We start from the raw sequence: 13,193 nt of genomic DNA on the forward strand, positions 1-13,193 counted from the left end.
CACTCGTAGATAGTCACAATTAGACTTGTTTTTAAACGGCTTGATGCTTTAGCATTGAGCCGTTTCTTTTTATGGGGAAAAACATGTTTTGGGTTGATGGGGAAAGCCAGCAAACTATCGATATTTTGGATCGCTCGTTTCAGTACGGAGACGGCTGTTTTACGACAATGCTCGTGAGTGATGGTGAGATACAACATTTTCACGATCATCAGCGTCGTGTCGATGATTGCCTTAAAGCGTTACGCATTTCCGCACTTGATTGGGATGTGGTTAACCTTTGGCTCGATAATGCGCTTCGACATATCCAAGATAACGCTCTTCATAATGAAAAAGCAGGGATTAAGCTGCATGTTAGCCGTGGAGCCGGTGGGCGAGGCTACAGTACTAAGAATATCGTCAAACCGACAATAACCATCACTATCTTTGATTACCCCTGTCATTATTCAGCGTGGCAAGACTCCGGTGTTGAACTCGGTATCTGTGATCAAGCGCTAGGTTTGAGTCCGCTGCTTGCTGGCCATAAGCACAATAACCGTCTTGAGCAGATTTTGATGAAAGATGAAATGGATCAGGCGAATGAAGTGGATGGTGTGGTGCTTGATATTTCAGGCAATGTGATTGAAACCACCATGGCAAATCTATTTTGGCTCAAAGGTCAGTCGATATACACACCTCAACTCACGCAAAGTGGTGTAGAGGGGGTTATGCGTAAGCAAGTGTTAACCGCGCTGAATCAAGCTGAACTTTCCGTTACAATTAGTGATTATTGCTTATCTCAACTCATGCAAGCTGACGAAGTTTTCATGACCAACTCCATTTTAGGGGTTGCTCCCGTTATCCGTATTAGTGATACCCAATTTAACATTGGAACCGTTACTCGTAGCCTTCAAGGACAACTAAACTCGTGATCAAAAAGTTATTTATTTTTATTATCTTGTGCCTAATCGCAGTCGCTGCTGCTGGGTTCTATGTATACAATCAAGCACAAGATAACCTGAAACAAGTTATTCAATTAGAAAAACCGCAGGTGGTGACAGTTGCTTCAGGAAGCAGCTTTAATCGTGTTTTAGCACAGTTGATTAATGAGGGGCTTTTTGAGGCTTCTCCTTACGAGAAATTAATCCGTAAGTTGCACCCTGAGCTTGTAGACGTAAAAGCGGGTACATTCCTGCTTGAGCCTGGTTTAACCCTCGAGCAAGCGCTACAAGTGCTGGTCGAAGGGAAAGAGCATCAATTCACGATTACTTTCGTAGAAGGCAGTCGCTTTGATGAGTGGCTTGTTCAGCTGAAAGATAACGAATTCATTCAACAGACGTTGGATGGTGCCTCTGAAAAAGAGATCGCTCAAAAGCTCGGTATTGAAAACGAAAAGCTAGAAGGACTTTTTTTAGCAGAAACGTACCACTACACCTACGGTACAACGGATTTAGATTTGTTGAAGCGCGCGCATCGAGACCTAATGAGCGTGGTGAATGAAGAGTGGGTAAATCGAGCGGATAAACTGCCTCTTAAATCGCCATACGAAGCGCTAATTCTTGCATCTATCATTGAGAAAGAGACCGCCGTTGCGTCAGAACGTGAGCGTGTTTCTTCTGTGTTCGTTAACCGTCTGAACAAGCGTATGCGTTTGCAAACTGACCCAACGGTTATCTATGGTATGGGTGACAGCTACGATGGCAATATCCGTAAGAAAGACTTACGCACGCCAACGGCATACAACACCTATACAATGAGTGGTTTGCCACCGACACCTATCGCCATGGCAGGTAAAGCGTCTATCAACGCGGCGTTGAATCCAGAGAAGAGCAACTACTTGTATTTCGTTGCGAGTGGTACTGGCGGTCACGTATTTTCAAAGAGTTTGACTGAGCATAACCGTGCAGTACGAGCTTACTTAAAACAATTAAGAAAAAACAAATAAAGAACAAATTATGAATCAGTCGAAATTTATCGTGGTCGAAGGCCTTGAAGGCGCTGGCAAAAGCACAGCAATCAATGCCATCGTTGAGACATTAAAAGCGTCGGGTGTCGAGAATATTGTTAATACTCGCGAGCCGGGTGGTACTGTCTTAGCTGAAAAGATGCGCTCATTGGTTAAAGAAGAGCACGAAGGCGAGAAGCTTCAAGACATGACTGAATTGCTTCTGATGTACGCAGCACGTGTTCAATTAGTAGAGAACGTTATCAAGCCCGCACTCGACAGTGGTCAATGGGTATTGGGTGACCGTCATGATATGTCTTCACAGGCATACCAAGGTGGTGGTCGTCAGATCGCACGCACGACTATGGAATCACTGAAAGCAACTACACTAGGCGGCTTTAAGCCCGATCTAACGCTATATTTGGACCTAGACCCTAGAGTTGGGCTAGAGCGTGCTCGAGGTCGTGGTGAGCTTGATAGAATTGAAAAGATGGACATCTCATTTTTCGACCGCACGCGTGAGCGCTATCTAGAAATTGCAGAACAAGATGATTCTGTACTTGTGATTAATGCGCAGCAAGAAATTGAGCAAGTAGCCGCTGATATTAAAGTCGCGCTAAGTGCTTGGCTAGATAAACAGTAGGTAGTCATGGCTGAAGTGTATTCTTGGCTTGCTCCCGTATGGAGTGAGTGGAAAAAAAGTCTCGATGCAGAGCGCTTTCCCAATTCTGTTATTGTTAATGCGCCGGAAGGGCTTGGCGTTGATGCGCTGATTGGCCAACTTACTGCGTCATTAATGTGTACTAATTATGAAAGTGAGTCTTGTGGCTTTTGTCACAGCTGTGAGTTAATGAAGTCGGGAAGCCATCCTGACTTCCATGTACTCTCACCAGAAAAGGAAGGTAAGTCGATCACGGTTGACCAAGTGCGTGCGAGTAACCGCTGGGCCCAACAGTCTTCACAGCTAGGGGGGGTACGTGTCATCTTGCTTGAGCCTGCTGAAGCAATGAACGAATCTGCATCGAATGCGCTTTTAAAAACGCTGGAAGAGCCATCAAGCAAGTGTATTTTCATTCTTTCTACGCGTAACAGCCATCGCTTGATGCCAACTATCCTAAGTCGTTGCCAGCAATTTAATGTGGTGAGTCCTCAATTAGACGTTGGTTCTGCATGGTTAGATAATGAAGTGGGTAAAGCCGTTCCACCGTATGTTCTAACACTGAATGACAACGCGCCTTTAAAAGCAAAGGTGATGTTTGAACAAGGTGGTGTTGATACTTCAACTAAAGCGCTAGATGGCTTTGTGAATGTTATCAAAGGTACTCAACCTGACATGTTAAAATTCTCTACAGAGCTTGGTAAAGACCCTTTGATTCAACTTGGTTGGTTATGGCATTTACTCTCCGATGTACAGAAGCTGCATTTCGGCTTGACCAATAAAGCTATTACACCAGGTGCGAAAGCACTGTTTGAGGTGATGTCTTACCAAAGTGCTTATGCCGCCTCGAATAAACTGCTGACATTGATTGAGCAGTTAAAACAACACCCTGGGCTCAATACGGAGCTACTCATAATGAATTGGCTAATTGCCACTTGCGAGGAAACATGTTCGTAGATTCCCATTGTCATTTAGACAAGCTAGATTACCAAGATTTACACACTAGTGTAGAAGATGTCGTTAACAAGGCAAAAGCAGCAAACGTTGAGCAGCTGCTTTCTGTTGGTGTGACACTAGATTCGTTCGAAAATATGCTCGATATGATCGCACCGTTTGATAACGTGAAAGCCTCTTGTGGTGTTCATCCTCTCGATGTAGAAAGCGATTTCTGTTTAGAAAGAATGCGCGAGTATGCGAGTAATCCAAAGGTTGTGGCGATTGGTGAAACTGGCCTTGATTATCACTATCAGCCTGAGACTGCAGAGCTACAGCAACTACGATTTAAGCAACATGTAGAGCTCGCTGTAGAGCTTAATAAGCCATTAATCATTCACACTCGTAACGCTCGTGAAGACACGTTGGCTATTTTACGTGATGGCGGTGCTGAAAAGTGTGGCGGTGTTATTCACTGCTTCACTGAAGATCAATCGTTCGCTGAAGCAGCGATGGAGTTAGGTTTTTATATATCAATTTCAGGAATTGTTACCTTTAAACAGGCCACAGAACTGAAGGAGGTTGTCAAGAATCTGCCTCTCGATAGGCTATTGATTGAGACTGATTCTCCATACTTGGCACCAATTCCATATCGTGGCAAACAGAATCAGCCTGCATATGTAGTAGAAGTTGCCGCATATATCGCGCAATTGAAAGGTTTATCGATGAAAGAGGTTGCTGAACAAACGACCAGAAATTACCAAAAACTTTTTTTGCGATAAAAAACTACGTAAGTAAATAAAAGGGAGCGAAAGCTCCCTTTTTGTGTTTTTGATCACCAAAAGTGCGTTTTTTTTTAATGTTTACGAATTATGTTGAACTTGAGAGGGCTATTTATAACATTTGTAATTTTGTTACTAAAAATAACATTCACTCCTATTTTATTCACTCAGTAAAATAATAAGACCTTCAAAAAATATATTTATTTTTCAATACATTAGGCTCTTGTAAAGGATTGCATTTCTAGATTTGACATGTGATCCAAGACGTGTTTTGAAACTAAATTTCGTAAGTGACTAGAAAGTTAGTTCCCCATCAATATATATTTAGCGGCAGAAAATATAATGCAATACATGGTTACATTTTCGCAGGGTGCTAACATAAAGGCTACGGGGGTGTGCCGTTAGAACCCATATAATTATTTTATCTTTATCAGGAGCATAAACATGTTTAAGAACCTTTTTGCTAGCCTGCAGAAAGTTGGTAAGTCTCTGATGCTACCAGTATCAGTTTTACCAGTTGCGGGTATTTTGCTAGGTGTCGGTGCAGCAGACCTTCCTTTCATTCCAGAAATTGTTTCAAACTTAATGGAACAAGCTGGTGGTTCAGTATTCGGTCAAATGGCACTACTGTTCGCAGTAGGTGTGGCACTTGGCTTTACTAACAACGATGGTGTAGCGGGTCTAGCTGCTATCGTTGGTTACGGCATCATGACTGCTACACTAGGCGTAATGGCCGGTGTAATGGGCGTTGATAAAATCGATACTGGTGTACTAGGTGGTATCCTAGTCGGTGGTGTTGCTGCTTGGGCATTCAACCGTTTCTTCCGTATTCAACTACCAGAATACCTGGGCTTCTTCGCTGGTAAGCGTGCTGTGCCAATCATCACAGGTTTCTCTGCGATTGGTCTAGCAATCCTACTTTCTGTAGTTTGGCCACCAGTTGGCGGCGCTATCTCTGCGTTCTCTGATTGGGCAGCTCACCAAAACCCACAAGTGGCGTTTGGTATTTATGGTATCGTTGAGCGTTCTCTGATTCCATTTGGTCTTCACCACGTTTGGAACGTACCTTTCTTCTTCGAAGCTGGTACTTGTGTAAACGCAGCTGGCGAAACTCAAAACGGTGTTCTTACTTGTTACCTAGTTGCTGATGACGCATCTCGTGCTGCGGGCAATGGCTTCGGTCAGCTAGCTGGTGGTTACATGTTCAAGATGTTCGGTCTACCTGCTGCTGCAATCGCAATTGCACATTCGGCTAAACCTGAAAACCGCGCTAAAGTAATGGGCATCATGGCTTCTGCTGCGTTGACTTCATTCCTAACGGGTATCACTGAACCAATCGAATTCTCATTCCTATTCGTTGCTCCTGTACTGTACGCAATCCACGCTCTACTAGCTGGTTCTGCTTACGTTCTTGCGAACACTCTAGGTTTTGTACACGGTACATCTTTCTCTCACGGTCTAATCGACTTCCTAGTTCTATCTGGCAATGCGTCTAAGATGGGTCTAATGGTTGTATGTGGTATTGGTTACGCTGCGATTTACTACATCGTATTCCGCACTGTGATTAAAGCTCTTGACCTTAAAACTCCAGGCCGTGAAGACGAAACTGAAGAAGAGTCAGTTGCTACTGGTTCTGAACTTGCTGGTGAGCTAGTTGCTGCATTTGGCGGTAAAGCTAACATCACTGGTCTTGACGCTTGTATTACTCGTCTACGTGTTGCAGTTGCTGATACAGCTATTGTTGACCAAGACAAACTGAAGAAACTAGGTGCTGCTGGTGTAGTCGTAGTAGCTGGTGGCGTACAAGCTATCTTCGGTACTAAGTCTGACAACCTTAAGACAGACATGGATGAGTGGATCCGTAACAACGGTTAATCACTGATTCAATAAATTGAAAGGAGGCCTTTAGGCCTCCTTTTTGGTTTTTTGCTCTATGAAAGATCTTGATACGTTTAATCTCTGTGAGCTCAATCTGCTATCTTTAACTTTACGATGACACCACTGTTTGTGATTCATGTAACCTATCGTTTTTTAAAACAGTCTGAGAATATTATGAAACATCGTTACTTGATCGGCCTTATGTGTTGCAGCGGGGTCTCGTTTGCCCATGCTTCTGAAGCTCCAGATTTAGAAGTTGGTCTCGCTATTGACCAAGACCTAAGTGTCGTTGTGGAGTTTGATCAGAAGTATCGCGCAACTATTGGCAATGACGGCGCTGCATTTGACTACATTTGGAAGCGTGGTCAGTTTGAGACGGAAGCTCCGTTGAGCTGGTATGTCGGTGCAGGTGCGTGGGCTGAATGGAATGATGACTTTGGTTTGCGAGTACCTTTAGGCGTGAAAGTGAATTTCTACGAAGGTTGGAATGCGTACGCACAAGTTCATCCTGAACTCGACATGTATAAAGGTGTTGAGCTGCAAGTCGGTGGTGCACTGGGTGTGACTTATAAGTTCTAAAATGAACTTACACCGTTTTTAGAATGAAAAGGCCAGCATCGAGCTGGCTTTTTCGTTTTATCAGCTACCGTAATTAGAACGTAAAACTGAGTCCGACATTGGCTTGGAATTGGTTCATCCAATCAGTATCAAAGCGGATAATACACTCTTGACCCGTACTAGGGATGTTACACACACCAGATGTGTCGTTATCGACAACCGTACCTAGCCAACGCACCTGGGTGTTCAGCGCTAAGCGGTCGCTAAACTTGTATTCCAAGCCGCCAAAGATTGAGGTTGAGAATCCATACTTGTCCTTCGCCCAATCCACATCAACGTATGATGCCCCGAGACCTAGCCCTAGGTAGCCAGATAACATAGGCGATGCAGGGTAGTAGATACTGCTTTGAAAGTGCAAGTATTGGATTGAGGAGCTAAGATCCAGCGATTCTAACTCAGAGCTTTGGTTGGAATAGAAAAAACCGATACGTCCTTTTTCTAATGGGGTTTCTATTGCGAAGGTGAAGTTTTCTGAGCCTTCCATGTCAAAGGTTTTACCATCCTGGTCTTCGACACTGCCACCACCGGTATAACCTACCATGGGAGTAATGATGATCTCTGGAGACGCATATACGCCCGACACGGAGAAAAACGCAATTAATGCCATCATATTTACTTTGTTATTCATGAGTATATCCTTATCCATACACTTACTAATTGTGATGGTTACATCAATATTGTGCGACTAATTTCGACGATTCTTGAAGATACTTCACACACCTGATAGTACTTAAATAGTGACTCAACAAATTAATAATAAGCCAGAGGTGTCTATGGACCATAATCTGAAAAATGCCCTACAAATAACGGTGTTAATTTACACAATCATTCTTTCATTTGGTTTTATTGCGATTGGTAGTTAATACCATTTATCGTGAGGCTGGGTTTTCATACTCAGGGTATTAATGAATAGTGGGCTCATAACCAATATTGATACAGCAATAGACTTGGATTATTACGCTAAGTTTATTGCTGGAAAAACAGCACTGGTCGCTCAAGGTGGCGGACAGAGAAGTATTTTTACTTCTGGAGTGCTGGATGCCTTTCTTCTTTCTAATTTTGACCCCTTTGATGAATTTTTTGGTACTTCCGCAGGTGCTTTAAATTTATGTGCCTATCTGTGCCGTGATAAAGGCCTAGGCCGTTCTTTTGTTCTCGATCTCACCACAGCACCAGAATTCTTTAATCTGTTTTCTTACATAAGACATCGTAAGAACTTAGGGTTAGAGTGGGCGTTGGAGCAGATCATGGCTTACCCATATAAGCTCGATCTTGATTTGGGGCGACAAACCCTGGGCGCTCGACAACTCTTTGCTGCGGTAACCGACTCGAAAGACCTTCAAGACCATTACTTCCCTTTGCTGGGTGAAGATTGGTATAAAGTGATGATTGCAACGTGCGCCATCCCTCGTTTATACAATGATGAAATACTGATTGGTAATGGAACATACGTAGACGGTGGTGTTTCGGCTGCTATTCCTGTGCAAGAAGCTTGGCGCCGTCAGGCTCGATCTATTGTTGTCATTAGAACCGAACCTACCTTTGAGTCGAATGTTGACTTACCCATTCAGGATCACAATAAGCCAATTTTAGCGAAGAGCAACAGAGCCTCTGTAGAAGAACTTGAGTGGTTTCGTGGTTCGTTGAATAATGTTCAAGGTCATTGGCAACAAAAAGTAGACCAATGGAAAACCGATTGGAGCTCGTTCTTTCAACAACAAATTTTGAGTTCAAAAGAGCAAAAGCGCGACAGGGTACATTTGGATCTTTTAAATGGCGGTCGATGGTTGTTTGGTGCTGATGATATCTATCGTTTAAGCCATTTGATTGGTGATAAGTTTGATTCAGGCTTAGCTGATATGTTGATGGTTCATTATCAAACTTACTCGCTAACTCAAAACTTTCTTAACTCACCACCCGATGATGCGTTTGTGGTCCAGATAGCACCTAGTCAGCCGCTTAAATCGAGTTCATTAATGAGTGACAAAGAAGATTTGCTACATGACTACGAATTGGGTTTAGAGGCGGGTTACCGATTTGTCGAAACTTATACGTCAACAGAGAACGCTCGTAGTTCACACATGTCACAGCTTGCCACCAGCGTTGTTGATAAATAATGCTCGCAGGCAATAAGTAGTTAGACCGACAATATTTTGAAGTGAAAAAGGGTTATTGAACTTGGTTCGATAACCCTTTTTTGTTTTCTTAATTTTATGCCTAAACCTAGGATTCTAGACTCTAGTGATTAGACTTATGTGACCGGTAGGATTCTCATACAGTTGGTTGACCCCGCCACATCCATAATATCGCCTTGGGTGACGATCACGAGGTCGCCAAATTTAAGGTATCCTTCTTCTTTCAGGCAATCTAATGTTGATAGTGCAATATCAAAGCTGTCTTTGGCCTCTGTTTCAAAGTAAATAGGCGTCACGCCTCGGTATAAAGTACAACGATTAAGCGTTCCTTCGTTACGAGACAGGGCATAGATAGGCATGTCGGCACTCAGGCGAGACATCATCAGTGCAGTTCGCCCTGACTCGGTGAGAGTGACTACGCCTTTAATGCCTTCCATATGGTTTGCTGAGTAGATGGTCGCCATCGAAACGGTTTCTTCGGCGGTAACAAAGGTGCGGTCAATACGGTAATTAGATTGGTTATTAATGCCCGCCATTTTCTCTGCACCAATACAGACTTCTGCCATTGATTTCACGGTTTCTACTGGGTAATCGCCCGCCGCTGTTTCCCCCGAAAGCATGACAGCATCGGTGCCATCAAGTACGGCATTGGCTACATCCATCACCTCTGCGCGGGTTGGCATTGGCGCGGAAATCATCGACTCCATCATTTGCGTTGCGGTGATTACGGTTCTGTTAAGCGCTCTAGCACGACGTATAAGCTGTTTTTGTACTCCTACCAACTCAGGGTCACCAATTTCCACTCCGAGGTCACCACGGGCCACCATGACCACATCTGAGGCTAATATGATGTCATCCATGTTCTCAACTGTTGCTACTGTTTCTGCTCGCTCTACTTTTGCTACAAGGTGAGCTTCTAAGCCAGCTTCCCGTGCAAGCTGGCGAGCGTAATGCATGTCTTCACCGTTGCGAGGAAAAGAAACGGCCAAATAATCGACTTTGATTTGAGCTGCAGTGACGATATCGCGCTTGTCTTTTTCTGTCAGCGCTTCTGCGGAAAGCCCCCCCCCTTTTTTGTTAATGCCTTTGTTATTGGAAAGAGGACCACCGATGATGACTTCTGTGTGAACGCGACAGCCTTCCACCTTGGTGACTTTTAATTGAACACGACCATCGTCGAGTAACAGAATGTCGTTAGCGGATACATCGTTAGGGAGCTCTTTGTAATCAAGACCGACGGCTTGTTGATCGCCTTCACCTAAACCTAGGCTGCTGTCGAGCGTAAATTGGTCACCGACGGTAAGTTGTATTTTGTTATCTTTGAATGTCGACACACGAATCTTGGGACCTTGTAAGTCACCGAGAATAGCGATTTGAGTGCCGAGTCTTTTTGCTATCGCTCTGACGTTTTCTGCGCGTTGTATATGGTCTTCGCTAGTGCCGTGCGAGAAATTCATACGGACGACATTGGCACCTGCTTTGATGATTTCTTCAAGCACGTTACCTTTATCAGTAGAGGGGCCTAGCGTTGTGACTATTTTCGTTTTTCTTAATTCGGCTGTCATGAATACTCCTAGAGTGAGACCAAGTAATCTTTCAAAAGACTGAATTAAGTATATGCATTAATTGATAATTTATTGGGAGCTAGGGAGATATTTCTTTATTTGTCTCCAATTATTGAATTCAGAGCAAAAATGCGATGTTTCATTCTGAAAATTAAGTCTCAATTTATCGATATGGGTGTTAATTTTTCTCAAACTATTTGACTAGATACACAAAGATTCATGTATATACGTGATACTGGTCACGGCGATATACCAAGTGACTTCACAATTACTTCGCAAAGTAAAAAAATTAACCTGTTGATGATTTCTGGAGCGTAAAATGTACATGGCTCAACCGGGCCATATTGATCATATCAAACAGGTCAATGCTGGTCGTGTATATAAACTAATTGACCTTAGAGGTCCTATTTCTCGTATCGATCTGTCCAAGCAAAGTGAGTTGGCTCCGGCGAGTATTACTAAAATTACCCGTGAACTCATTGAAGCTCACCTCATTCACGAAACCACGGTTCAAGAAGCCACGACTCGTGGGCGTCCTGCTGTCGGTTTGCAAACCAATAACGAGGGTTGGCAATTTTTGTCAATGCGTCTTGGTCGTGGATATTTGACCATCGCACTTCATGAGTTGGGTGGCGACGTGCTTATCGATACTAAAATTGATATTCATGAACGTGATCAAGATGATGTACTTGCACGTCTTCTGCATGAGATTGATGAGTTTTTCCAAACTTATGCTGAACAACTCGACAGGGTGACGAGTATTGCAATCACATTGCCAGGTTTGGTCAATTCTGAGCAAGGTATTGTGTTGCAAATGCCGCACTACAACGTTAAAAATTTAGCGTTGGGTCCTGAGATCTACAAAGAAACGGGGCTACCTGTCTTTATCGCCAATGATACCCGAGCTTGGGCATTAGCAGAGAAGCTGTTTGGTCACTCACAAGATAACGATAATTCTGTTCTTATCTCAATTCACCACGGTGTAGGTGCCGGGATCATTCTCGACGGCCGAGTGTTGCAAGGTCGACATGGTAATATTGGTGAACTTGGGCATATCCAGATCGATAAGCAGGGCAAACTTTGTCACTGCGGTAACCGAGGCTGCTTAGAAACGGTCGCGAGTTCCCAGGCGATCCGTGATCAAGTAAAAGAACGATTGGCGAATGGTGAAGCATCGACACTGACAGTGTTTGAAGATGTAACTATTGAACAGATTTGTGCTGCCGCTGCCGATGGAGATCCTCTTGCAGTAGAAGTGATCGAACAGTTAGGTCGTTACTTAGGTGCTGCGATAGCGATTGTGATTAATCTTTTCAATCCAGAGAAAGTCTTGGTTGGTGGCGTTATCAATCAGGCAAAGAGCGTGTTGTATCCTGCGATCCAAAAGTGTATCGAAGAGCAGAGCTTGTCGGTTTACCATCAAGACTTAGAGTTAGTGGAGTCTCGATTCTATAAGCAGGCGACCATGCCAGGTGCCGCGCTTATCAAGCAGGCCTTATATGATGGTCAATTATTAATGAAAGTGATTGAAGGCTAACTTCTTTTTACCCGTCTTTTAGCTTTACCTGAAACCTTTCCATGTACTTAAGCTTTGTATAACATTATTTGTTGTACTTAGTTTAAGCATTCTGTGCATTGGCGCTTTGCTTTAACCTATTGAAGTAGGCTATTGTAGCCACAGTTATTATTTGTCCCTAAGGTGTTGTATGTCTGGCGTTTTAAATTCGGTTGATCAGAGAACCAAGCTAGTTGGTGAAAACCGTCTGGAACTCTTATTATTCAGCTTAAATAGTCGTCAATTATTCGCGATTAACGTATTTAAAGTAAAAGAAGTCTTAAAAGTACCAGTACTCACTCGCTTACCGGGCTCTCACCATCACATTACAGGGGTTGCCTCTTTACGTGGCGAATCTGTTCCTGTTATTGATTTGCGCAGTGCGATTGGCTTTCCTCCATCACGTGCTGAGTCTCAAGAAAGTAACTTGATCATTACGGAATACAACCGAACGGTACAAGGTTTCTTGGTTGGGCAAGTCCGTAATATTGTGAATACGACTTGGACTGAAATTCAGCCACCACCGAAGACGGCGGGTCGTGCAAATTACCTTACAGCTATCACACATATTCAAGAAGAAGATCAGCATAAAATTGTTGAGATAATCGATGTCGAGAAAGTGTTGGCCGAGATCATTGATTACGACGTTTCTATTTCTGAAGGTGTTTTAGACGAGCAGCTAGCCAATGAAATGGTTGGGCGTAACGTGCTTATCGTTGATGATTCTTCAACCGCTCGTAATCAGATTAAAGGTACCTTGTCACAACTGGGTTTGAACATTATCGAGTGCTGTGATGGCTTAGAAGCGCTAACCTTACTTAAAGGATGGTGTGATGAAGGCAAAGACATTAATCAAGAAATCCTGCTGATGATCACTGATGCCGAAATGCCTGAAATGGATGGCTATAAGCTGACTCATGAAGTACGTACTGACCCTAGAATGCATGATCTATTTATCACACTAAATACCTCATTAAGCGGAAGTTTTAATGAAGCTATGGTTGAAAAAGTAGGGTGTAACCGCTTCATTTCTAAATTTCAACCTGACCTCTTAGTTGAAGTGACTCAAGAGAGAATGCGTCAGTTATTATAATTAAACCTGCTGTACGGTTATTTTTAATGATCTTATAGAAAACGTTTGTTAACAT

The 13,193-nt window shown here is 43.4% G+C and carries 13 protein-coding genes; 11 read left to right on the forward strand and 2 right to left on the reverse strand.

What is annotated here, in order from left to right; all coding sequences use genetic code 11:
* The first annotated feature begins 83 nt into the window (after positions 1 to 83).
* The 7 genes from pabC (at position 84) to IQO02_RS10940 (ending at position 6,751) form a co-directional block, all read left to right on the forward strand.
* On the forward strand, positions 84 to 908 hold the full coding sequence (gene pabC, locus IQO02_RS10910) for an aminodeoxychorismate lyase (protein WP_010437294.1): 825 nt from the start codon (positions 84 to 86) through the stop codon (positions 906 to 908).
* Positions 905 to 1,921 carry an endolytic transglycosylase MltG gene (gene mltG / locus IQO02_RS10915; protein WP_010437296.1) on the forward strand — a complete coding sequence of 339 codons (1,017 nt, stop codon included), beginning with the start codon at positions 905 to 907 and terminating at the stop codon, positions 1,919 to 1,921. Before pabC ends, mltG begins: the two co-directional genes overlap by 4 nt.
* A 10-nt stretch (positions 1,922 to 1,931) precedes the next feature.
* Complete coding sequence (gene tmk / locus IQO02_RS10920) at positions 1,932 to 2,564, forward strand: dTMP kinase (RefSeq protein ID WP_010437299.1); 633 nt, start codon at positions 1,932 to 1,934, stop codon at positions 2,562 to 2,564.
* Between the two features lie 6 nt (positions 2,565 to 2,570).
* Positions 2,571 to 3,536 (forward strand): DNA polymerase III subunit delta', encoded by a 966-nt coding sequence (locus IQO02_RS10925; protein WP_010437302.1) that lies wholly within the window; start codon positions 2,571 to 2,573, stop codon positions 3,534 to 3,536.
* Positions 3,527 to 4,294: a TatD family hydrolase gene (locus tag IQO02_RS10930; protein ID WP_010437305.1), complete on the forward strand. Its 768-nt coding sequence runs from the start codon at positions 3,527 to 3,529 to the stop codon at positions 4,292 to 4,294. Before IQO02_RS10925 ends, IQO02_RS10930 begins: the two co-directional genes overlap by 10 nt.
* A 444-nt stretch (positions 4,295 to 4,738) precedes the next feature.
* A complete protein-coding gene (gene ptsG / locus IQO02_RS10935) occupies positions 4,739 to 6,169 on the forward strand; it encodes a PTS glucose transporter subunit IIBC (protein ID WP_010437309.1) in 1,431 nt (476 codons plus the stop codon).
* Between the two features lie 177 nt (positions 6,170 to 6,346).
* The gene (locus tag IQO02_RS10940) at positions 6,347 to 6,751 is read left to right on the forward strand and encodes a hypothetical protein (RefSeq protein ID WP_010437311.1); all 405 of its coding nucleotides are present in this window, start codon (positions 6,347 to 6,349) and stop codon (positions 6,749 to 6,751) included.
* Between the two features lie 73 nt (positions 6,752 to 6,824).
* Here the strand turns inward: IQO02_RS10940 and IQO02_RS10945 are convergent, their stop codons facing one another.
* On the reverse strand, positions 6,825 to 7,418 hold the full coding sequence (locus IQO02_RS10945; protein WP_010437315.1) for a hypothetical protein: 594 nt from the start codon (positions 7,416 to 7,418) through the stop codon (positions 6,825 to 6,827).
* Between the two features lie 145 nt (positions 7,419 to 7,563).
* Here IQO02_RS10945 and IQO02_RS22575 point away from each other — a divergent pair, with 145 nt between their 5' ends.
* Positions 7,564 to 7,653: a YnhF family membrane protein gene (locus IQO02_RS22575; RefSeq protein ID WP_099049783.1), complete on the forward strand. Its 90-nt coding sequence runs from the start codon at positions 7,564 to 7,566 to the stop codon at positions 7,651 to 7,653.
* A 42-nt stretch (positions 7,654 to 7,695) separates the two neighbouring features.
* Positions 7,696 to 8,907 (forward strand): patatin-like phospholipase family protein, encoded by a 1,212-nt coding sequence (locus tag IQO02_RS10955; protein WP_010437319.1) that lies wholly within the window; start codon positions 7,696 to 7,698, stop codon positions 8,905 to 8,907.
* Between the two features lie 134 nt (positions 8,908 to 9,041).
* Here IQO02_RS10955 and pyk read toward each other — a convergent pair whose 3' ends face one another.
* Positions 9,042 to 10,490, reverse strand: coding sequence for a pyruvate kinase (gene pyk / locus IQO02_RS10960; protein ID WP_010437321.1), 1,449 nt, complete (start codon positions 10,488 to 10,490; stop codon positions 9,042 to 9,044).
* A 319-nt stretch (positions 10,491 to 10,809) separates the two neighbouring features.
* Between pyk and IQO02_RS10965 the strand changes: the two genes are divergently transcribed.
* Positions 10,810 to 12,027: an ROK family protein gene (locus tag IQO02_RS10965; protein WP_010437323.1), complete on the forward strand. Its 1,218-nt coding sequence runs from the start codon at positions 10,810 to 10,812 to the stop codon at positions 12,025 to 12,027.
* Positions 12,028 to 12,196: 169 nt separating this feature from the next.
* Positions 12,197 to 13,138 (forward strand): chemotaxis protein CheV, encoded by a 942-nt coding sequence (locus IQO02_RS10970; protein WP_010437325.1) that lies wholly within the window; start codon positions 12,197 to 12,199, stop codon positions 13,136 to 13,138.
* Positions 13,139 to 13,193: the final 55 nt, after the last annotated feature.

This window comes from Vibrio sp. OPT24, assembly GCF_015163545.1.
GTDB lineage: Bacteria > Pseudomonadota > Gammaproteobacteria > Enterobacterales > Vibrionaceae > Vibrio > Vibrio cyclitrophicus.